Below are 20316 nucleotides of genomic sequence, written 5' to 3'. Positions count from 1 at the left end.
TGAGGGTGTTCAGTCGAACTTACGGATGAGGCGGTAGAACAGATCGGCGGGGAGGAGGCGTTTGAGCAGGACGCCCTGCTTGGCCAGCCTTGTCACCAGGTAATGTGGTCGGGGTCGCCGGGCGTTCAAGGCGTGCAGAAGAACCTGATGAACGGCTTCCGGCCCCAGCTTGTGCCGGTTGACCGGTCCGGATCCATCAAGCCGTGCAAGCTGCCGCCGGTATTCCTCGGCATGCACCGAATTCTCCAGATCGATATGGGCCTTGGCGGCCGCGAGCGCGTTTGCCGTAAAGCGGCTGGCGATCGGTCCAGGTTCGATGAGGCTGACGAAGATGCCGCTGCCCTCAAGCTCCATGCGCAGAGTGATGCTGAGCGCCTCGATCGCGTGTTTCGAGGCGTTGTAGGCGCCGCGGTAGCGATAGGGAATGAGGCCGAGGATGGAGGAGCACTGGACAATCCGGCCCTGCCCCTGCCGACGCATGATCGGGATCACCTGCCGGGTAAGTTCGTGCCAGCCGAAGACGTTGGTCTCGAACTGCAGGCGAAGGACGTCGGAGGAAAGGTCCTCGACGGCTCCGGGTTGGCCATAGGCGCCGTTGTTGAACAGCGCATCGATGCGTCCGCCCGTGCGCTGCGTGACCTCTTCGACCAGCGAGTCGATGGTCTCGCGGCGGGTGTAGTCCATCAGCAGCGTTTCGATGCCGTCCTCTTCGAGGGCGCTGACATCCTCAGACTTGCGAACAGTGGCGAAGACCCGCCAGCCGGCAGCTTTCAAGGCGCGCGCCGAATGGGCGCCGATGCCGGAAGAACAGCCCGTTACGATGATGATCCGATTCTCAGGCATTCCCCCTCCTGTACAATCAGCCAGCATTTCCCATATTTCAGCTGTAGTGACAACGGAGTTGAACGTGGCCGAGACCAAACCGAAATGGCGGGCCTTTCGGCTGGCGTTCAAGGTATTCTACGACGCCTACACGCATTTCAACGATGACGACGGCTGGGCGATGGCGAGTCACGTCTCCCTGTCTGGCCTGCTGGCGCTGTTTCCGTTCCTCATCTTCGGCACTTCACTCGCCGGCTTTCTCGGCGCCCAGAGCTTTGCCGATACCGCCGTCCACCTGTTGTTCGATACCTGGCCGACAGACATCGCAGAGCCGCTGGCCGCCGAAATCCGGCGCGTGCTGGAAATTCCGCGCGGCGGCCTGCTGACCATCTCCGTGCTGGCGGCCGCCTATTTCGCCTCCAATGGCGTGGAAGCGCTGCGCATCTCGCTCAACCGCGCCTACAGGGTGACGGAGGATCGCGCCTGGTATGCGACGCGGCTTGCAAGCCTCGGCTATGTCATCGTCGCGGTGGTGATCTTTGCCGCCATCAGCATCGTGCTGGTCGCCGTGCCGATCGCGGTGAGATTTACCGGCTCGCACCTTCCCTGGCTTTACGACCAGCTCGACAACATTGCCAATTTCGGCCTGCTCGGAACGGCGATCATCCTGTTCCTCGGGCTGATCGTCTGCCACAAGGGGCTGCCGGCCGGCAACCGGCGCGTCATCGACATCCTGCCGGGGATCGTTCTGACCCTTGTCTGCTGGACCGGTTTCGGCCTCGCCTTCGCCTCGTACCTGTCCAGCTTTGCCAACTACGCAGCGACCTATGCCGGGCTGGCCTCCGTCATGATCGTACTGGTCTTCCTGTACATGGTGGGCGTCATCTTCATGCTCGGCGCAGAGGTCAACGCGGCGCTGATGAAGTACCGCGTGCTGTCGGCAGTTGCCCATTCGCGCCGGCTCGGGCGGTTCCGCCATCGGCACGGAACGCCGGGAAAGGCTTTGCCCAAGGAGGTTGTCTCAGAAACCCAGCCTGCGACGGATATCCGCAGCTGACAGGCCTTGCTCGCGCAGGACCGATAGCCCCGTCGATCCGTCGCTCTTCGACAGCTTGCGTCCATCCGGTCCGAGAACCAGCCGGTGATGATGGTAGAGCGGCACCGGCAGACCGAGCAGCTGCTGCAGCAGGCGGTGCACCGATGTGGCGTGGAAGAGATCCAATCCGCGCACCACATGGGTCACCTCCTGGACGGCATCGTCGATCACGACGGACAGATGATAGCTGGAGGGCGCGTCCGATCGGGACAGGACGACATCTCCCCACTGCGCCGGATCGGCGACCAGCCGGCCCGTTTCGCCGTCGCCGTCTTCCTGCCAGGTGAGCGGCTCCGACAGCGTCGCCAGCGCCTTTTCCATGTCGAGGCGCCAGGCGTGGCGGATGCCGCTTGCAAGGAGCTGCCGTTGTTCGTCGGCGCTCCGCTTCCGGTCGTCGGGCGGATAGAGGGGCGCGCCGTCCGGATCCCGCGGCCAGGGGACGCCCCGCGCCTCGGCGGCCGAGACCATGGCTTTGACTTCGCCGCGCGTCAGGAAGGCCGGGTAGACGAGGCCCATGCCTCGCAGCCGATCGAGCGCCGCCTGGTACTCCTCCAGATGCGCGGACTGCCGCCGCACCGGCTCTTGCCAGGAAATGCTCAGCCACGAAAGGTCGCGATAGATAGCCTCCTCGAATTCCGGGCGGCAGCGTGACGCGTCGATATCCTCGATGCGCAGCAGCAGCCGTCCGCCATAATCGCTTGCCATCGCCTGGTTGATCAGCGCCGAGAGCGCGTGGCCCAGATGCAAGAAACCGTTGGGACTGGGAGCGAAACGGAATACGGGCTTTTGACGCGCGGAGGGGAGCATGCTTTGTTCTGCCATGAATCGAGGGGCGTGACGATGGTTCTGATACGCGAGCGAGCGGACCTGGAGGAGGGGCTTCGGAAACTCGGCCGGATCGACCCGCTGTTGCTGCCGATCATCGAGCGGACTGGTCCTGTCCCGTTGCGGCTGGCCGAGCCCGGCTTTGCCGGGCTTGCCAATATCGTCGTCTCGCAGATGGTATCGAAAGCAAGTGCCGCCGCCATCTGGAGACGGATCAGCGCCTTCGGACCGGTCACGGCGCACCGCTACCTCGCTCATGAGCCGCAGATAGTCGCAGGCTTCGGCCTGTCGCGGGCGAAAGCCGCGACGCTCGATCGTCTCGCCCGGGCGATCCTCGACGGCAGCCTCGATCTCGACGCGCTGGTGGCGCTTGCGGACGACGAGGCGATGGCGCGGCTGGTGGCGCTGAAAGGCATCGGACCGTGGACGGCCGAGGTTTATCTTATGTTCTGCCTCGGCCGATCGGATATCTTTCCAGCCGGCGACGTGGCGCTGCGGGTGGCTGTCGGCGAGGGGCTGCTGCTCGGCACACGTCCGTCGGCGATGGAGGTTTCGGAAATCGCCCGCCGATGGAGCCCCTGGCGGTCGGTTGCCGCCTGCCTGTTCTGGGCCTTCTATGCCCGTCGCGGCCCGGCCGACGCGCTTCCGATCGGATGATCGCTGCGCCGTCCGGTTGTGCTATTAATTTGGCTTCACAATCCTGTAACAACGGACCTAATATAGAAGTCACATAAGCCGAATCGGTGAGGAGCGTCCGTTGACGATTGCAGTCTCCCCGCAGGCCCTGCCGGCGCTCGTGTTGAACGCTGACTACCGGCCGCTGAGTTATTACCCCTTGTCGCTGTGGTCCTGGCAGGACGCGATCAAGGCGGTCTTCCTCGACCGTGTGAACATCATCGCCGAATACGATCACTCGGTTTCCTCGCCCACCTTTTCCATGCGCCTGCCGAGCGTCGTCAGCCTCAAGACCTATGTCCAGCCGACGCGCAATCCCGCCTTCACCCGGTTCAACGTCTTCCTGCGCGACAGGTTCGAGTGCCAATATTGCGGTGCCCATGACGATTTGACGTTCGACCATGTGATCCCGCGGGCGCATGGCGGCGAAACGACCTGGCAGAACGTCGTGGCCGCCTGTTCGCCCTGCAACCTGCGAAAGGGCAGCAAGCTGCCGAAGCAGGCGGGCATGCTGCCGCACCAGAAGCCATACCAGCCGACGGTGCAGGATCTGCACAACAATGGCCGGCTGTTTCCGCCGAACTACCTGCACGAAAGCTGGATGGATTATCTCTACTGGGATACCGAACTGCAGCCCTGACGATCAGCGGCGTCTGACGAGAGCGCCGCGGAAGGCGACAGCGGCAATCAGCAGCGCGGCGATGACGTTCCAGCCGGCCAGCGACAGGCCGAGAATGCGCAGCGCCGCCACCGTGCAGGACGGGCCGTGCACGGTGTTGAGGTCGGAGAGAAGACTGCCGGCATTGGTGGTCATGCCGTTGGCGGTGGTCGAGCACGTCGTCGGGCCGTCCCAGAACCCCCATTCGACGCCTGCGTGGTAGACGCCCATGCCGGCTGCGATCAGCATCATGATACCGACCAGCCCCAGCAGTCCGCGGGTCAGCGCCGGCGGCAGCCGGAAGGCGGCCGTCAGCAGGGCGACAATCGCCACGGGGATGCCCCAGTAGTAGGGCTCGCGCTGCAGCAGGCAGAGCGCGCAGGGGATGTAGCCGCCGAGATGCTGGAAGCCGAGCGCCGAGCCGATGGTCGCCGCCATCGCCACGCCAGTCGCGGCCGCATAGAGCATCAGGGAACGGCGGGTTTCAACGGCGACGGACATGGCCTTCTCCTCGGCGACTATCGGAAGTCTGGTGGTTTCTGCTGTAGACACCGGCCACCCGCCTGTAAATGCGCGCGCAGTCTGCCGGAGCTTGGGCCCCCGCCAAATTTCCGTGAACCGCGACAGGCTGTTGGCGCTGCGCAGGCGTGGCTTGCGCGCCCCCGTGCCGCTGTGCTAGACGCGCTGTCACCACTTTCGATGCCCCGTTGGCGGAATTGGTAGACGCGCCTGACTCAAAATCAGGTTCCGAGAGGAGTGCTGGTTCGATTCCGGCACGGGGCACCAACACGATTTTTTAGCATTGTTTTTGCTAGATAATTTCGGTCCAAACGTCCAGAAAGCTTACACTAGGCGAAATTGCTGGACACAAATGTTCTCTTTTCAGTCCGCTGCTTCCTCTCCGAGCAGGCCCATAGCACTCTGAGCGAGCCGCTTCTGATTGGCGGCCTTGGTGTACCTGGTCACCTCTTTTGAGGTCGAATGTCCTGTGATGGACATGATCTGTTTCTCGGTGGCGCCTCGCTCGGCTAAGCGTGAGGATGCTGCCTTCCGCAGCCCGTGAGCGCTGCAGTGAGGAAGCCCGGCGGCATTGCACTGCCGCCGAAACCAGTTGCCAAATCCATTCGAGGTGAAGCCCTTACCGAACTCCGTCACCAGGAAGGTCATGTCGCCGCATGGAGACGCGTCGATCACCTTCCTGAGGGTTGGGTGAACCGGGATTTCCAACGTCACTGGCTTTTTCTTCCGGCCTTTGAACTGGGTGAAGCGCAGGCTCTCGTCGGTGACGTGCTGGCGCCCGAAGAGAACGATGTCGCTGCGGCGCTGACCTGTATAAAGGAGCAGCGCGAGTGCAAGCCGCGCTTTGGTGCCGATCGGGTGCGTCTGCTCGAACGTGCTGATTTCCGCGTCCGTCCAAGAATGATAGCCGTCGCCTTCGGAGGGGAAGAATGCCACATCCCGCGCTGGGTTCGAGATCATCAACTCTACGTCGCTCTTGCACGCCCACGAGAAGATCGACCTCAAAGCTTTCACGCGGCTGTTGGCAGCTTCAGGTGTTTCGACCTTACGATCTCTCAGCACCCTCACGGCTTTTCCGGTAATGGCATTGATAGGCATGTCTTCAAACAGCCTCTTGCTGTCAGGTTTCAGGGGCTCGGCCCACATGTGCTCGATAATGAGTCTGCGAACGTGCTGCGTTCGCTTGTCGAGGCGCTTGAACTCGGCCGCCTGAAAGTACTGCTCACACAGCCATCGCAAAGAGTTCTTCTCGGACAGCTTTGGTCCCTTACGCTCCTCGGCAACGCCATTCAGCGCGCCATAGTAGGCTTCGTTAAACTCGTCGCTTCCTGGAACGCCCGGCAGCCTGACCTTCTTCTGGCCGCGCCTGCGAAAGTAGAACCGCAGGACGCCATCCGTGCGGTCTTCAATCACGTATTTCTTCGCGAACTTCTTCGGCATTACACCTCTACCGACCAATCATCTGCGTCGTCAGGATCTCCACCGGGAAGACGCGTGAAGGCCCGGTCGAGTGCCATGCGGTCCCAGATCGTGCGGGCGTTCGCCTTCTTTGGCTTCGGCATTCTGCCATCGCCCACCATTTCGTCAAACAGACTGGCGGAGACGCCGATATACGCAGCCGCCTGCTCACGAGCCAGTCCGCGCGGGGGAAGCGATACAGGGAGAACCTCCGCCCTCTGTGCTCTCATGGCTGCGCCTCTTTCGGCTCGGGTGATGAAGCGCGGCCCCTGGCAACAAGAGCGCAGCGAAAGCTTTGGCCTTGGTCGCAGTATTGCTCTAGTTGTGACAGTTCACAGTGGAGGTGCTGGATCGCCTTTGACCACGATCCAGCACCTTTCATCCCCATAGGTCGCAACCACATGGAGACGATTTCGGTGGCCTCGGAAAAAACTACTAAACTGAAAGTAAAGGATCTCGCGCAGTTGCACGTCGTTGAAGATGCAATGTACCTCTTACTGGTAGGCGAGGATGGCGATCGCTTTTCACTGCAAATTCCGCCCGGCATCGATAGCGAGATAGTACACATCATGGCTGATGCTCTCCGAGAGCGTTCAAAGTCAGAATTCGACCCAAAAGCAGGTCATCTGTTGGTGCACTCGCATGTGCAGCCAGCCCGTTCGGAGTCCGCGATATCGCCACTTGGACTTCAGGAAAAATTTGTCCTGTCAGCGAAATCTGCAGGGATGACAACGATGACGCATCGGTTGTCCGAAGAATCAGTTCGCCGCTGGATTGACGACATGGAGGTGATGCTTGCGAAGAAAGGGAAGTCGCCTCGAAAAACCTCTTGAGCATCATTGATCAACTACCGCCTCCGTCGTTGAGGGCGCGGGGATCTCTTTCTCACCCTGCCGCACCGCAACTATCGCGCCTGCTCCGTGTTCGTTCACCAATCCGAGACGGTGCCTATGGACGACAAACTGGAAGATCTGCGCGATCGCTTGGCGAAATCTATTCGAGAAGCTCGCGAACTGCGGGCTGAGCTGAAGGACCAGACGGCTAGGACGAGAGCAATGATGGAGGAAATCCGCCAGGAACGCGAACGTCTTCGCAGTCTTGTGGCCGAGAGTAATCGGGCATTGGCGGGGAGAAAGGATCCCACCTAGCGCAGTATCTGTCAGTTGGGATGATGGGGGGAGCGCCAGAAGGTCACGCGCACCGCTCAAGGGGTGGATCTCGACGTTGAAGCCTTCCGGCCAGTCGCATCTTGACCACGAGCAGCCGCCGTAGCCGTCCACTTCGGGCCATGCCGCGACATAGTCATCCTGGCATTCTTCGCAGTCGCAGTGGCGCTCTTCCTTCGGGTAGAACAAGCTCTCCCCGCTGTAGCCGCACCGTCCGTTTCCGAAAGCCTCTTCTAGGTCCGTAAGAATGTTATCGGTGAAGTCGCCGAAGTTCGGGCCATCAGCGCTGTTGCGGTCCATGCAGCAGCCCCATGTGCTGCACCCACGGATCACCCAATATGCAGGCCTCTGGTTGATCGTCGCCAACGTAAAGAGTGCGCGACCGTCTCCGTAGATAAGTGGCAGGACGCGGGGCGTAAACTCGATGGCGTCGGCCGGAACCCAAAGATGGGCGCGTTCCGGCTTCTCGATCGCCTCAACAAGCTTGGCGTGGACTTCGTCACCTTCAATCGAACGACCATCAACCATTGTCCGAGCCCTCCGAGCTGGCGATCGGCAACGCGGAGCCGGTGGGCTTTGCCGCCTGCTTGGCGCGGATCTTCTCGACCTTCGTCCAGATGCGGGCAAGTTCGGTTTCCGCCGCCTCGTGCATATCGACGCCATGGGCGAGGCAGTGAGCTGCTAGCGTCACCATGACGCCGCCGACCTCCTGATTGATCTCGCCCTGATCCCTGCCGTAGACGTAGTCCACCAGCGCCAGCGCCCTTTCCTTCGGGTAGTCGCTGGCTTGAACAAGCTCCAAGGCTTCCTCAATGAACCTGTCGTTGCGCTCCAGCCGGTCTGCGGAGATCTCCGCGCCGAAGCAAGCCATCATCCAAGGCTGGACGCGCTCCTGAAATGACCCACCCACATTCGTTTGGGGCGATGGGACAGGTGGGTGGCCGCAACGTTCTGCCGCTCCCATGCTGCAATCGCACTTCGGAAAGTCGCAAAACTTCCGTTCGCCAGCTACGTGCGTACTCGTCTGCGGTGCGGGGTCAGGCGTCCGTGCTTGCTGCGGTGCAACTTTCCTGCTTTCGGTCTGTTCGTCATCCACCGAAACTAGATGGTGCTCATGGACGCCGAACTGGCACGCCTTCGCGATCAACTTGCCGATGCTATTGAGGACGCCCGGCGACTGCGAGCTGAGCTGAGGGAGCAAACCATGCGCACACGCGCTATGGTGAGCGAGGTCAGGACTGAGCGACAGCGCCTCCGGGCGATCGTCAGCGAGAGCCGAGCAATCCGGTCGCGCCGAAGCGGCTAACGTCTTCGGCTGGGGTGCGGGTGCGAACGGGTTATCGATGAACCCGTGCTGGATGCCGTACTGCCAGGCCTTCAGGCAGTGCTGCGCAGCCTTCGCGGCTTCCTTGGTGTCGCAGGGCATGCCGCTAGTCGGGCATACTCCATTGGCGTCAGCGCAGTCTCTGCACCGGCCTCCGTAGTGAAGCGCATAGACGATCGGCTCAAACTGCATCTTCTCGGGTGAGGGCGTCCGGCTCGCAAGTTCCCCCTCAAGCTGAGCGACACGTGCCAGGAGTTCGTCGCGGTGGTTCTTCCACATCGCTTCGAAGATCTCGGACGTTCCGTCCGTATGCATCTCGGGCGCTGGTGCGGAAGACAAGCGATCAACCGTCGCCATGCTGTCGGTCGGCTTGCCACCGGTGGCAATGTGCTGGTCGTACCAAGCGCGGCACTGCTCGATGGTTAGTGGGTCACCATCGTAATTTACGAAGCCTTCCGGCTCGTCCAGCAGGGCTTGGTAGGTGGGCGCGCATTTGCCGCAAAGGCTAGTGTCAGGACCCCAGAGATAGGGCTCACCTTCCTGGACATGCTTGCCGCAGGCTTCGCAGGTTGCGATGGATGTGTCGTCGCCTGTCAGCGGCAGTGTTGCCGCCGCTGCAGCCGCGCGGTAGCCGGCAAAGAACGCCGCGATCGGCCTGCGCTTGGCAAGCGCCTCATCGCGCCATGCCTCGTCGGCGAGCTGGATCTTCTCGTCGGCGCTCAGATCGTTCGTGCTGCTCTGGTCTGCCATGCTCATCGCTCCTTAGGCCATGATCTGAAATCGTTACACAAAGCCACCCACCGGCAGCTGTCGCCCGGCTCGGGGCTCATTGCGCAGCCTCGGCTTGTTCGTCATCCCGGACTGTCACCTGGTCGAGGAGGATCATGACGAGCTCGTTCGTCAGTTCGGTCGCCTGGTGGTCGTCGGAGGTATTGTTCGAGATCAGCATGCCCGCCGCTGCAGCCAAGGCGATGACCGCGACATGCGTGCTGAAGCCGGCCACCATCTGGTTGATGGCATGGGTCAGCTGAACGCAGGTCTGCTGGTCGGCATTGCTGAGCGTCTCGGGCAAGATGTGCGTCACCGCTGCGCCTCCAGCTGGCTGACGTACATCGAGATCCGCGGCAGGCTGATGCGGGTGATGCGGCGCGCGCCGGAGACCGGATCCATCTTCGAGCGATAGATCGACACGCGATCGGGCCGCGAGAGATCGCGCGGCGGCAGGCTGCTGCCGTCGGAGAAGGCGCTGAGATTGTGCTTGGCGCAGAAGGCGGTCATCGCGTCCGGCTTCATGCCGAACTCGGCGCCGATCTCATTGAGGCGTGCGCCGGCCAGAATGCGGTCCTGCACGTAGCTGACGGTGATGTGGCGGGCCATCGCTCACGCCCTCCCGTTTTCGCGATCGAGGAGCAGTTGCCGCATCGGGCGATCCTCGTTCTTGCAGCCGCGCAGCGTGATCAGGTGGAAGAGAAGTGCCTCGGCGTCCTGCTGAGCAGCGGCAAGGAAGGCATCGCAACCGCCGTCACTTTGAGCGGCGCTGATCAGCTGCGCGCCGGCGGTGACCGTGTAGCCCATGGCCGCGCCGATCTCGCGGGCAAAATGGCCGCCGCGCTGCTGATGCTGGCGCCGGACCGCGCCAATCGCCACGCGCGCCGGAAAGTGGAAGATCTGGGCAGTCTCGCTCATGGCACGTCCTCTTCTGGCGGGGCGATGATCCCCATGTGAGTAAAGTCCGGTCTGTCTGGCCCCGCAGGGCGGTGGTGCCGGTTGATCAGGTTGCGAGCGATCACCGCCGTCCACTGGTCGACGATGGCGCTCGCCAGGTCGTCCGGCGTGCGCCCCATGTCGGACGCGATGCGATTGAGCCGAGCGCGGGCCTGGTTGCTCAGCGCGATCTTTACGGGCGGGATCTGCTCCATTCGGCATCAGTCGCCGTCCCGGCCGCGCTTCAGGTCGCGGATCTCGCGGTACGCGGCGGCAAGCTTGAGCTTCAGCGTCATGACCGGCTCGGATCGATCGTGCCGAACCTCGCAGAAAAACCAGCCGGCGCAGGCGCATGCGAAGGCGAACCAACCGGAGACCATGGCGAGGATCGTGAGGGCTTCGCTGCTAGTCATTCGTCACCGCCTTTCGCAATGCCTTCGGCTACTGCCTTCGCCAAAAGGTCGTGCTTGTTGATGCGTGGGAGATCGAGGCGTCGGCGGCGGCCGTATTCCTTTTCGGCGTCTTCGATCGCTGCCCAGATGTCGAAGTCTTCCAGGATCTGGCGTGCGTCGGTGCGGTCCAGAAAGCCTGGGTCTCCGGCAAGAGCCGTAAGCAGTGCGGTCAGAGGGCCTGCATCCCACAGGTCGCGGTTATCGCTGTAGCCTTCGGCGGACTTGATCAGCTTCAGGGCTGCTGTGATGCGCTCGGCTCCGTGCTGGTCGATCACCTTGCGGAAGGCGTGCGGGCTAAAGATCTGTCCCGGTTGCTTCACACGATCGGAGGCGTTCGAGGTCATCAGGCGGCAGCCCGCATCCAGCGCGACCTTGTCCGCCTCGACAGCCCACGGATCGCCTGCCTTCAGCGCCGCCTTGAACAGCTGCACCGACGTCACCTTTGTGACGGCGCCGTTGACGGCCGCGAAGCTTTCTGCCTGCTCTGTCGTCGACATCTGGACGATCTGACATGGCACTTCTTCAAAGCCGCACAGAGCGGCGGCATGAACACGGTGCTGGCCGTCGATAATTGCGAAACGCCCGCCTTCGATCGGCGCGCAGAATACTGGCGAGAACCGAGACCACTTGAAGCGAGACGCGATGCGATTGATTGCCTTCCAGTTCTCGCCCTTCAGGCTGCGCTGGTAGCTGTCGTCGATGACCAGGCGGTCGATCCGCAGCCACTGCAGCATGGGTGCTGGGCCGGGGTCGACCACGGCCGGAGCCTTGTTCTTGACGATCAGGATCTCGCGCATCGTGCGGACCTCAGATCTGGAACGCGGCGTAGAAGCCGAGACCGAAGACGCTAGCAGCGGAGAGACCGTAAGCCAGCGCGCGGTTCATGAGGGCCACGCGACAGATGATGATCTCGCAGATGCGCGGGTCGAGGGCGGTGCGGTGATGCGTCTGGATGTGGGCCATGGTGGCAACCTCTCTTCCGTTTGCTGGTCCGGCGCTGGCGGGCGCCGGACAGGCAAGCGGAAGGGTCACGCGGCGATGCGGTCCGCCTGGGACAGGAGGCGGCCGGCGTCTGCGGAGTGCTTGTCGATCTCTTCGGCCGTATAGCCAGCGCCGAGCAGATCGGCGCGGGTCATGCCGCAACCGCGTTCGCGAGCGAACTCGGCCATTGCGGCGGGGATGCAACGGGCGCGTACGGGATTGTAGGTTTCGGTCTGCATGTAGCTCTCCATCCGTTGAGGGAGCCGGACCCGACGCCGTTGAACGGCGTGATCGGGTCCGGCATTTCCGGCGAGGGGTGACGCCGGCAAGATGGAAATTAAATCTACAATAGCTTTTGGTCAATCCCTTGGTAGATAAAAAATCTACAACCCGAAACCGACTCGACTCACTCGTTCTTCTCTGGATTAATGAGAACTAAAGGAGAACATAATGCAGGTCGAGCAAGCGGAACGTCAGCGAATTTTTGAATTGCATGCCCGTTGTCGCGACTGCCTGCGGGGTATCGTGCTATGTGTGGAGGTGGATCAAACGCCGACGTCACCGAGGACGCCGGAGGAGTTTGTTCGCAGCAAGTATCTATCGAGACTGAGCTACTCTTGCGATAGGTGCGGGGGTGTCTCCGCCCAGTTGTTCGCGGTCAACCGTCGGTCGGCTCCCGTGCTTCAATAGGGAAGGTCGTTTACCACCCTTCGCACCAAGCCAAGGATCTGCACGGAGATGCCATTATCAGCCTCCATGTCGCGTTCAATAACGATAGGCTTGTGGCGCGGATTGTGGGATCGCGGATGAAACTCCGTTCTGTCTTCGTAGATTTCGATCTGCTTAACAGACCATTCCCGAGTGAGGCCTCCGTCGCGAGACCGCTCCACTACGACGACCATTCCGTCCCTAAGTATCGCCTCACGAGCGACGTCCTCATAGGCCACGCACACTACTCGATCGCCAGGGAGTATAGGGCGCGGCCTGAGGTCGTTCATGGAATCGCCTGACACGTTGAACGCCATCAAGCGAGCGTGCGGAAAGCGGTCATCCGGAGGAAGTGACATGACTTCGGGTTCCGACTGGTCGAAGTCGTCGACCTCCCGAAAAGTGCCTGCTTCAACCGTTCCAACTACCGTCACTGGGGTGAAGCCAGACGTAGAAGGCACTGCTTCAAGGTCCTGAGGGTCGATGCCTTCGCGCAACCAGAGAGGATGTTTCTTCACAGACCTAGCCAGTCTGTCGAGGACGTCGCCGCGCGGCTGCTCAATCTTCCCGTTCAGATATTTGTTGATGTTCGCGTATGGGATGCCACTCTGGCGCGCCAATTCCTTGTCGTTCCAGCCGAGTTCAGCAATCCGTTCGTCCAGTCTTTTCCACCAAGTCGTCATCGCCGCATTCTACTTTTGGAATTTATTTCGGGAGTAGATTTCGCAGCGCTTGCATGTAGATTTAAAATCTATTACGCATGCGACATGGAAAACGCTCTGACAGTCTCCGACATCATCAAGTCGGCCGGTGGCCCTGCGGCAATTCAGGCCGAACTCGTGCGCCAAGGTCAGTCGCTCACCCGCGATGCTATTTACAAGTGGCAGAAGACGGGCATTCCTGATCGGTATTGGCCAAGCATCATGGCTCTTTCCGCGGTCGGTCCGGCGGACTTGTATGCAGCCAACTGTGTGGCGCGTCGTCCTGCTGCAGTCTGCGAGGCCGCCGAATGACGCGCCTTCGGTACCAGTTCCCCGCGCGGTCTTGCCTGGCTGACCGCGCCACCTGCCAGCCGGTGCCTCATGACCTGGCGCCGGCTGGCCTTTCCCTTTCCATGCGCGTGCGGCGCTTCCTCCCGGTCTCCCGCGCAAGCTCCGGCGGTATCCTCCTCCTCCCGTGCCGCCGGAGTGCTTTTTCCCTATCACGGCCAGCGGACTGCCTTTCGGCGGCCGTGAGGCGCGCCCGCCGGTGGCTTCCTCTCCGCTGGCGGGCGCTTTGTCCTTCTTCGTTGCTCGTGCTGCCGCGTGCATGCGGGCCTCCTTGATTTCCTGAGGCCCAATTCCTCGCAGTTCCACGCCTTTCCCACCATGGGAAAACCTCCGCCGATTTCCCGGCGCGGGAAAGCTTTCGTTTGTCCGGAGAATGGTCATGCAAGAGACGCTTACCAATGCCTGGTTCCACCAGTTGAAGGCGGCGACGCGCCAGCTGATCAAGAAGAACGGCGGGATCGAAGCCTCGGCGGATATCACCTCGCTGTCGAAAAGCCAGATCGGCCGCTGCCACTCCGACAGCGACACCGAACTGCTACCGGTTCCGGCGCAAATGCGGCTGGAAGCTGAGTGCGGCGAGCCTGTGGTGACGCGGGTTATGGCCGGCCTGCACGGGTGCAAGTTGACGGACCCACAGGCAACGGCCTCCGATGGAGCGTGCCTGATGCGCGAGAGCCTGGAGCTCGCAACGCGCGCAAACGAATACCAGCGCAATGCGGCTATTGCCTTTTCGGATTTGAAGGTCAGCCCAGTGGAAGCACGTAAGGCGATCGCGGATCTCTCCGCCATGATGGAGAAGGCCGCCGACCTTGGTCGGCTTTATGCGCAGGTTCTGGCCAGCGGCAAGGCGGATGCACCGGCGTTCCGCGTCGTTGCCGGGGGCGAGGACTGATGGGGATCCGCGTCACCACCGCACCTCACATCGACCAGCTTGCCGCTCGACAGGGCGGCATGTCTGCGTTCGAGGAATACTACGTCGACGACCACCGGCCGGAAGATCGCCCGGTTATACAGATGGTCGAGAGTGCCGACGACTGGCGCAGCCTCAAGGCGTTGACGGGAGGCCGCGGCACTGTCGCACGCTTCGAACGGTGGACCTCATGAGCCGCCGCAAGACCTTTCTCGAAAGCCGGACGAACTGCCCCGCCTGCAAAGCGCCGCGCATGCCGGCGCTGGAGGAGCTGGGGCACGCGCACTTTGAGTGCGGCCTGCACATCAGCCTGAACGCCGGCGCTTTCGCAGTCATCTTCCCGTGCCCGGTTCGCAGCCAGCAGGTGGCGCGCCACTGGAACCAGCAGTCAGCAGGAGGCGAATAGCATGGCCGGCACCGCCGCACCGAGAACCGACCTGCTGCGCAAGGAAGCGCTGTTTACCCGCGTGCTGGAGCTTTGGCGCAACGGCGAGGGCAGCCACAGCACCTTCTGCATCGCGGCCGAACTGAAGATGGACGAGCGCGAGGTGTGCCACCTCCTGGAGGAGGCCGATGGCCGCGCCGCTTCGCTGGCAGGGGGTGAGCGATGAACGCGCTGGTAACCATCCAGACGGCCGATCCCTCTGATATCGTCGCCACGGTGGAGCGCGCCCGTGCGCTGCTCGACGATGGCGACGTGCAGGCGGCATTGCTGCTGTCCGGCGGCGCCTACGAGCAGGCCAAGGCGGCGGGCGGATATGCGAGCAAGGTCAAGGCATCGCGCCAGTTGATCGACAAGTTCCGTCGCCTGCAGGCCGATGCGCTGTCCGTGGAAAGTTATGCGACGATTGCGCTTTCGGAGATCGTCGACGACGCGCAGGCCAAGGGCTCGATCTCACGCGGCGGACGGCCGGAAACGGTCCAAGCTTCGGACCGTTTCACACTCGACGATGTGGGGTTGGACAAGCGACGCCTGCACGAGGCGCGCAAGCTGGCGAAAGCAGAACGCGACGAACCGGGGATCGTACAGCGGGCGATCGAGGCGCGGGTGGAGGCAGGGCTTTCGGCCACGCGCGGCAATTTGAGCCATGCGATCGGCACCCAATCCCGTTCGAAGGAAGAGCGCGGCCAAAACGCATACTTCAGCCCGATCGAGGGAGTGCGCACCATTCTTGCTCTGGAAAGTTTCAGCGCGCGCGTCAAGGAACCGGCATGCGGGAAGGGTGCAATTTCGCAGCCGTTCGAGGCGGCTGGCTATGATGCGCTGATTGCGGACCTGGTCGACTACAGCACCACCACAAAGGATGGCGAGCTGCAGCAGGTGGGCGACTTTCTGCTGTCCGTTGCTGGCGACACTGTTGGCGACGACATCGTGACGAACCCGCCCTATGGCAAGCACATTCTCAACCGGTTCGTCGCGCATGCGCTGCGCGAGCACAAGCCGCGCAAGATGGCTCTGCTTCTGAATCTGAACTTCATGTGCGGGTGTACCGATCCTGATCGGCTCTATGCCATGCAAGAGAATCCGCCGTCGCGGATCTATGTCTTCACGCGTCGCCTGCCGATGATGCACCAGGACGGTTGGGACGGCGAAGAGGCCTCCAGCCAGATGAACACCGCGTGGTTCGTCTGGGAGCGCAACGAAGACGGAAGCTACGGTCAAGGCCATCCGCAGCTGATCCGCGTCGACTGGAAGAACTTCGAGGCAGCACCAGCCCTGCTGCCCGGTGCGGGCGGCAACGTCGCTCCTGCAGGGCTCTCCTTCCGTGCAGCCGACGACGAGTTTGCCCGCGAGACGCCTCGCAAAAGCCTTGAGCAGCGGGTGGCCGACTGGCGGGACGCGGTGCGGACGCACCTGACAGCACGTGGCGGTGGCGTGACGGCGGGCGAGCTGCGACGCGAGGTGGGCTTAAGGCCCTCCACTGTCGACGAGATCATCATTCAACTTGTGGCGGACGGATTCTTGAGTCCCGCCGATGACGAGGGACGGCACCAGGTGCTGGCCGGGAAGGGGGACGTATGAACGCGCACACGCTGTTCGGAGCCGCATCGACGGCAGATCTGATCCGCTCCTACGGACAATTGCCGCCGATGATCGTGGACAGTTTCGCCGGGGGCGGGGGCGCATCGACGGGGATCGAGATGGCTATCGGCCGGTCACCCGATATCGCCATCAATCACAATCCGGCAGCACTTGCGCTGCATGCAGCTAACCACCCGGAGACGCTTCACCTCTCGGAAAACGTCTGGAAGGTAGATCCTCTCGATTACCTTGCAGGTCGTCACATCGGGCTGATGCACTTTTCTCCAGACTGCAAGCACTTCAGCAAGGCCAAGGGCGGCAAGCCCGTCGAGCGCAACATTCGCGACCTCGCATGGATTATCCCGGGCTGGGTCGAACGCATCCAGAAAAGCGGCGGCAAGATAGACGTCATCACGATGGAGAACGTCGAGGAGTTCAAAGACTTCGGACCTCTGGTGGAGACGCCGCGGGGGCTGATGCCTGACCCGGAGCGCAAGGGAGAAACCTTCCAGAAATGGTGCAAGGCGCTGCGGAGACTCGGCGGAAAAATTGCCTATCGCGAGTTGAGGGCATGCGATTACGGAGCGCCGACTATCCGCAAGCGGCTGTTCATGATTGTCCGGTTCGATGGGCAGAAGATCATCTGGCCAGAGCCAACTCACGGCGCGCCAACAGATCCCGACGTCGTTGCAGGACGCAAGCTACCGTGGCGCACCGCCGCCGAAATTATCGACTGGTCGCTGCCTTGCCCGTCAATTTTCGACACGGGTGAGCAGATCATGGCAAGGCACGGCCTGCGTGCCGTGCGCCCCTTGGCCGACAACACCATGGCGCGTGTGGCGCGGGGGATGAAACGGTACGTTCTCGACGCGGAAAAGCCGTTCATTGTGAACCTCACCCACGGTGCGCGGACCGAGGCTACTGACGAGCCGCTCAACACGATCACGGCGGCGCACCGTGGCGAGAAGGCGGTCGTGCAACCGTATCTCACCAGCTACTATGGCCATGGCGCAGAGCGCTCCGAACGGACCCATGAGCTTGACAAGCCCGTCGCCACGATCCCGACCGAGAACCGGCACGCGTTGCTCGCGCCGTCGGTGATCCGCTTCAACACGGGTGCGACGGGACAGGATCTTCGCGACCCCCTGTCGACTATCACCGCAAACAGCTTCATCAAGCGCCCTGGCGGCGCTGCTCCGCTCGGTGTCGTTGCTCCCCATCTGATGACCATGCGCAACTCGGGCAAGCCGTTCAACGGCGCTGATGAACCGACGCATACGATAACCGCTGGCGGTGCTGGCCTGTCAGTAGTTGCGCCGCTGCTTGTCCAGACAGGTTACGGCGAGCGGCCCGGGCAGGAGCCTCGCGCGCTCGATCCACTCAAACCGCTGGGAACCGTTGTCGCAGGAGGCGTCAAGCACGCCGCAGTCATTCCAACGCTCGTTGGATGCGGCGGCCGCGCCGGCCAAAGCCGGCCTCGAAGTGGCGATGAACCATTGGCTACGATGACCGCGAAAGCAGACGTCTGCGTCGCGGCCGCCTTCATCTCGCGGCAGTTCGGTGCGTCTATCGGTCATGGTGCTGAAGAGCCGTCCGCGACGGTTACGGCGGGCGTCAACAAGTCGGCGTTGGTCGCTCCTTACCTGCAGGCCTATTACGGCACCGGCGACGGCGGTGAGGAAGACCAGCCGACGCGCACGATCACCACGAAAGACCGCCACGGCCACGTCGAGGCCTCGCTGCGTGCACCGCCCTTCACGGCCGACCAAATGGAACGTGCGCGGGAAGTTGCAGACTTCCTTCGCATCCATGGGTTCTGGGACGAACGTGAATTCGTAACGCTGACGATCGGCGGCGAGACTTATGTGATCGTCGATATCGGCATGCGCATGCTGACGCCCCGGGAACTCTACAACGCGCAAGGCTTCCCGCCGGACTATGTGATCGACGGCGGCTGGGCTGAGCCTGCGGGCGGTGGAGAGGCCGTTTGGGTTCCGTTTCCGAAGTCGGTCCAGGTCAGCTGCGTCGGCAATTCCGTGTCGCCCTATCCGTACGCGGCCATTGTTGCGGCAAATTGCCAGCATCTCGCGGTGCGGCTGGAGGCGGCCGAATGAGCCACAAGGCGACCATGTGGGCCGTGACGGTGCGCGGCATATCCTGCGCTGAAGCTCGGGTGCTGTGGCACCTGTCGGACTGCCATAACCCGGTGGAAGGTTGCTTTCCCTCGCAGGAATATCTTGCGGAGGCCTGCGAGATCGACGAGCGGTCTGTGCGCCGCCACCTGCTTTCGCTGAAGGCCAAGGGGCTGGTGAACTGGGCTGAGCAGCGCGAGGGCAAGTACCGGAAGAACAACCGCTATTCGCTCGGCTTCGAGGCGGGATTCATCGCGGCACCTCCTGAAGTTGAGGCGGACAATTTGTCCGGTTCAAATATCGGCTCTTCAACCGGACAAAATGAGCAGTTTGAACCGGACAAAATCGACGTTTTGAACCGGACACTGGAGTCCGCTAAACCTGTAATAGAACCTGTAAGGGAACCAGAGAGAGAGGGCGCGAGCGCGACTTTCGATGGTTCTCGGAAGGATCGGGAAAAGGTCGAGAAGGCATTTCGTCGGTGGTGGCCGTCCTGGGCAACGTACCCGAACGGCAGCGAGGATGCAGCCCGGCGAGCATGGTTCGAGCTTTCGCCGGAGCAGCGGCAGGCGTGCATCGATCGCACGCCGGCCTTCATCGCTGCGGTGAGGGAGCGCAAGGGCGGCAGCTTCACCTACCCGGCGGTCTACCTCAAGGAACGGGCTTGGGAGCGGCTGGAAGATCCGCGCTCCGACGTGGCGCCGCCCTCGATGCACAACGCCTTCAGCCGGGCATGGATGGCACTGCGGCTTAACGAGCTGCTGAAGCCGATGGCCACCGCCTGGCCGGTGATGACCGCATTCCAGCGGATGAAGGCCGGACAGGACGCCGAAGCTGCCAAGGCGGTGGAGATGGAGCGGCGTGAGAAATACGGCTGGCCGAAGGTGAACTCGCTGCACGACATGGCCAGCAACGGCAAGGGCGCGACCGTGCTGCCGACCCTGATGGTGATCTCCGAAAGCTTCGAGAAGGTGCACCGCGACAGCGAACTGGCTGCGCGCTGGAAGGCGCTGCACGCCCGGCGAGGGTGGCCCTGGCTGCCGCAGACGGGACACGAATGGCTCTACTTCCCTTCGGGCGAACCGGAGGATGCGATGGCGGAATTCGAGGCACGGCTCAACGAGGGCAAGGGACATGATGATGCAGCATAGGACCTTCACCGGGCAACTGATCGGTGTGGCGAAGGACGGCGACCAGGACCGCGCCGAACGACTCACGCGGCTGCGTCAATGCTGCGAATCGGGTTTGCCCATGCGGTGGTTCGCTGCTCGGGTGATGACCGGCCGCGAGAAGGCTGTGGAAAACCAGCTGGCAGGTCTGGGTGTGGAAGCCATCGTTCCGATGCGAAAGGGGCCCGATAGGCGGCAACGAGGCCGAGTAGTCGAGGGCGTCCTGATGCCTGTCATCCACGGCTACGTACTGGTGAATATGCCGATCTCAGGGGTCCTTCTGGCTGGTCTCACCGGCGTTGAATACTTCCTTTCGGTGGTTGGCGGCTATGATTGCCCGATGCCCATAACGCCTGAAGAGGTAAGACGGTTCAAGGCCTTGGCGGAGGACGGCGCATTCGATTGGGACAAGCAGACCGGCAAGCGGTTCAGCCGTGGCGATCAGGTGAAGATATGGGACGGACCGTTCGTCGGCTTCAGCGGCGAAGTGGTCTCATGTCGCTCTGACGGAAGAGGCGACGTGGTGGTGACGCTGGACATGTTGGGCGGCAAGGTGCCTGTGACGGTGCCACTTGCAATCTGCGACAAGCTGTGAGAGTCATTTGGCACTGGATGAGCTGATGATCCTGCTAGTGAGCCTCTGAG

29 protein-coding genes and 1 tRNA gene are annotated in these 20316 nt (G+C 62.3%); 14 read left to right on the top strand and 16 right to left on the bottom strand.

Going from position 1 to position 20316, the window contains the following annotated elements; translation table 11 throughout:
* Nucleotides 1-9: 9 nt before the first annotated feature.
* The gene (locus AAIH46_RS18165; protein WP_430307460.1) at nt 10-843 is read right to left on the bottom strand and encodes an SDR family oxidoreductase; all 834 of its coding nucleotides are present in this window, start codon (nt 841-843) and stop codon (nt 10-12) included.
* Between AAIH46_RS18165 and AAIH46_RS18160 the strand changes: the two genes are divergently transcribed.
* Nucleotides 821-1879: a YihY/virulence factor BrkB family protein gene (locus tag AAIH46_RS18160; protein WP_430307459.1), complete on the top strand. Its 1059-nt coding sequence runs from the start codon at nt 821-823 to the stop codon at nt 1877-1879. The two genes, AAIH46_RS18165 and AAIH46_RS18160, sit on opposite strands and share 23 nt — an antisense overlap.
* Here the strand turns inward: AAIH46_RS18160 and gluQRS are convergent.
* Nucleotides 1844-2725, bottom strand: coding sequence for a tRNA glutamyl-Q(34) synthetase GluQRS (gene gluQRS / locus AAIH46_RS18155; RefSeq protein WP_430307458.1), 882 nt, complete (start codon nt 2723-2725; stop codon nt 1844-1846). The genes AAIH46_RS18160 and gluQRS overlap by 36 nt on opposite strands.
* 33 nt (nt 2726-2758) lie before the next feature.
* Here gluQRS and AAIH46_RS18150 point away from each other — a divergent pair, with 33 nt between their 5' ends.
* Nucleotides 2759-3400, top strand: coding sequence for a DNA-3-methyladenine glycosylase family protein (locus AAIH46_RS18150; RefSeq protein ID WP_430307457.1), 642 nt, complete (start codon nt 2759-2761; stop codon nt 3398-3400).
* 100 nt (nt 3401-3500) lie between these two features.
* A complete protein-coding gene (locus tag AAIH46_RS18145) occupies nt 3501-4058 on the top strand; it encodes an HNH endonuclease (protein ID WP_430307456.1) in 558 nt (185 codons plus the stop codon).
* Nucleotides 4059-4061: 3 nt separating this feature from the next.
* Here the strand turns inward: AAIH46_RS18145 and AAIH46_RS18140 are convergent, their stop codons facing one another.
* Complete coding sequence (locus AAIH46_RS18140; protein ID WP_430307455.1) at nt 4062-4577, bottom strand: disulfide bond formation protein B; 516 nt, start codon at nt 4575-4577, stop codon at nt 4062-4064.
* Nucleotides 4578-4777: 200 nt separating this feature from the next.
* Here AAIH46_RS18140 and AAIH46_RS18135 point away from each other — a divergent pair.
* A tRNA-Leu gene (locus tag AAIH46_RS18135) sits at nt 4778-4862 on the top strand.
* Nucleotides 4863-4958: 96 nt separating this feature from the next.
* Here the strand turns inward: AAIH46_RS18135 and AAIH46_RS18130 are convergent.
* On the bottom strand, nt 4959-6035 hold the full coding sequence (locus AAIH46_RS18130; RefSeq protein WP_430307454.1) for a tyrosine-type recombinase/integrase: 1077 nt from the start codon (nt 6033-6035) through the stop codon (nt 4959-4961).
* Entirely contained in the window at nt 6035-6283 is a 249-nt protein-coding gene (locus AAIH46_RS18125) for a hypothetical protein (RefSeq protein WP_430307453.1), read from the bottom strand. Before AAIH46_RS18125 ends, AAIH46_RS18130 begins: the two co-directional genes overlap by 1 nt.
* A gap of 171 nt (nt 6284-6454) precedes the next feature.
* Between AAIH46_RS18125 and AAIH46_RS18120 the strand changes: the two genes are divergently transcribed.
* A complete protein-coding gene (locus AAIH46_RS18120; protein WP_430307452.1) occupies nt 6455-6886 on the top strand; it encodes a hypothetical protein in 432 nt (143 codons plus the stop codon).
* Nucleotides 6887-6889: 3 nt separating this feature from the next.
* Here the strand turns inward: AAIH46_RS18120 and AAIH46_RS18115 are convergent, their stop codons facing one another.
* The 11 genes from AAIH46_RS18115 to AAIH46_RS18065 form a co-directional block, all read right to left on the bottom strand.
* Entirely contained in the window at nt 6890-7747 is an 858-nt protein-coding gene (locus tag AAIH46_RS18115) for a hypothetical protein (RefSeq protein WP_430307451.1), read from the bottom strand.
* Entirely contained in the window at nt 7740-9293 is a 1554-nt protein-coding gene (locus AAIH46_RS18110) for a hypothetical protein (RefSeq protein ID WP_430307450.1), read from the bottom strand. Before AAIH46_RS18110 ends, AAIH46_RS18115 begins: the two co-directional genes overlap by 8 nt.
* 76 nt (nt 9294-9369) lie before the next feature.
* Nucleotides 9370-9627: a hypothetical protein gene (locus AAIH46_RS18105; RefSeq protein ID WP_430307449.1), complete on the bottom strand. Its 258-nt coding sequence runs from the start codon at nt 9625-9627 to the stop codon at nt 9370-9372.
* The gene (locus AAIH46_RS18100) at nt 9624-9920 is read right to left on the bottom strand and encodes a hypothetical protein (RefSeq protein WP_430307448.1); all 297 of its coding nucleotides are present in this window, start codon (nt 9918-9920) and stop codon (nt 9624-9626) included. Before AAIH46_RS18100 ends, AAIH46_RS18105 begins: the two co-directional genes overlap by 4 nt.
* Before the next feature lie 3 nt (nt 9921-9923).
* Entirely contained in the window at nt 9924-10229 is a 306-nt protein-coding gene (locus AAIH46_RS18095) for a hypothetical protein (protein ID WP_430307447.1), read from the bottom strand.
* On the bottom strand, nt 10226-10462 hold the full coding sequence (locus AAIH46_RS18090; protein WP_430307446.1) for a hypothetical protein: 237 nt from the start codon (nt 10460-10462) through the stop codon (nt 10226-10228). The genes AAIH46_RS18095 and AAIH46_RS18090 overlap by 4 nt, the downstream gene beginning before the upstream one ends.
* Nucleotides 10463-10468: 6 nt before the next feature.
* Nucleotides 10469-10660: a hypothetical protein gene (locus AAIH46_RS18085; protein ID WP_430307445.1), complete on the bottom strand. Its 192-nt coding sequence runs from the start codon at nt 10658-10660 to the stop codon at nt 10469-10471.
* Entirely contained in the window at nt 10657-11496 is an 840-nt protein-coding gene (locus AAIH46_RS18080; RefSeq protein WP_430307444.1) for a ParB N-terminal domain-containing protein, read from the bottom strand. The genes AAIH46_RS18085 and AAIH46_RS18080 overlap by 4 nt, the downstream gene beginning before the upstream one ends.
* A 10-nt stretch (nt 11497-11506) precedes the next feature.
* A complete protein-coding gene (locus tag AAIH46_RS18075; protein WP_430307443.1) occupies nt 11507-11662 on the bottom strand; it encodes a hypothetical protein in 156 nt (51 codons plus the stop codon).
* 65 nt (nt 11663-11727) lie between these two features.
* Entirely contained in the window at nt 11728-11919 is a 192-nt protein-coding gene (locus AAIH46_RS18070) for a hypothetical protein (RefSeq protein ID WP_430307442.1), read from the bottom strand.
* Between the two features lie 444 nt (nt 11920-12363).
* Nucleotides 12364-13071 carry a LexA family protein gene (locus AAIH46_RS18065; RefSeq protein WP_430307441.1) on the bottom strand — a complete coding sequence of 236 codons (708 nt, stop codon included), beginning with the start codon at nt 13069-13071 and terminating at the stop codon, nt 12364-12366.
* 84 nt (nt 13072-13155) lie between these two features.
* On the opposite strand from AAIH46_RS18065, the gene AAIH46_RS18060 reads away from it, so the two are divergent.
* From AAIH46_RS18060 to nusG, 9 genes are all read left to right on the top strand, one after another.
* A complete protein-coding gene (locus AAIH46_RS18060) occupies nt 13156-13401 on the top strand; it encodes a hypothetical protein (protein WP_430307440.1) in 246 nt (81 codons plus the stop codon).
* A 415-nt stretch (nt 13402-13816) separates the two neighbouring features.
* Complete coding sequence (locus AAIH46_RS18055) at nt 13817-14329, top strand: hypothetical protein (protein WP_430307439.1); 513 nt, start codon at nt 13817-13819, stop codon at nt 14327-14329.
* On the top strand, nt 14329-14541 hold the full coding sequence (locus AAIH46_RS18050; RefSeq protein WP_430307438.1) for a hypothetical protein: 213 nt from the start codon (nt 14329-14331) through the stop codon (nt 14539-14541). Before AAIH46_RS18055 ends, AAIH46_RS18050 begins: the two co-directional genes overlap by 1 nt.
* Nucleotides 14538-14753 (top strand): hypothetical protein, encoded by a 216-nt coding sequence (locus AAIH46_RS18045; protein WP_430307437.1) that lies wholly within the window; start codon nt 14538-14540, stop codon nt 14751-14753. The genes AAIH46_RS18050 and AAIH46_RS18045 overlap by 4 nt, the downstream gene beginning before the upstream one ends.
* Nucleotide 14754: 1 nt before the next feature.
* A complete protein-coding gene (locus tag AAIH46_RS18040; RefSeq protein WP_430307436.1) occupies nt 14755-14958 on the top strand; it encodes a hypothetical protein in 204 nt (67 codons plus the stop codon).
* The gene (locus AAIH46_RS18035; protein ID WP_430307435.1) at nt 14955-16370 is read left to right on the top strand and encodes a hypothetical protein; all 1416 of its coding nucleotides are present in this window, start codon (nt 14955-14957) and stop codon (nt 16368-16370) included. The genes AAIH46_RS18040 and AAIH46_RS18035 overlap by 4 nt, the downstream gene beginning before the upstream one ends.
* Nucleotides 16367-18484, top strand: coding sequence for a DNA cytosine methyltransferase (locus tag AAIH46_RS18030; RefSeq protein WP_430307434.1), 2118 nt, complete (start codon nt 16367-16369; stop codon nt 18482-18484). The genes AAIH46_RS18035 and AAIH46_RS18030 overlap by 4 nt, the downstream gene beginning before the upstream one ends.
* The gene (locus tag AAIH46_RS18025; protein WP_430307433.1) at nt 18481-19653 is read left to right on the top strand and encodes a helix-turn-helix domain-containing protein; all 1173 of its coding nucleotides are present in this window, start codon (nt 18481-18483) and stop codon (nt 19651-19653) included. Before AAIH46_RS18030 ends, AAIH46_RS18025 begins: the two co-directional genes overlap by 4 nt.
* The gene (gene nusG / locus AAIH46_RS18020; RefSeq protein WP_430307432.1) at nt 19637-20266 is read left to right on the top strand and encodes a transcription termination/antitermination protein NusG; all 630 of its coding nucleotides are present in this window, start codon (nt 19637-19639) and stop codon (nt 20264-20266) included. The genes AAIH46_RS18025 and nusG overlap by 17 nt, the downstream gene beginning before the upstream one ends.
* Nucleotides 20267-20316 lie beyond the last annotated feature (50 nt).

Source organism: Rhizobium sp. 0TCS1.26, from assembly GCF_050455525.1.
Taxonomy (GTDB): domain Bacteria; phylum Pseudomonadota; class Alphaproteobacteria; order Rhizobiales; family Rhizobiaceae; genus Neorhizobium.
Note: the sequence above shows the minus strand (reverse complement) of the source record. Positions and strands in the feature narration are given on the sequence as shown.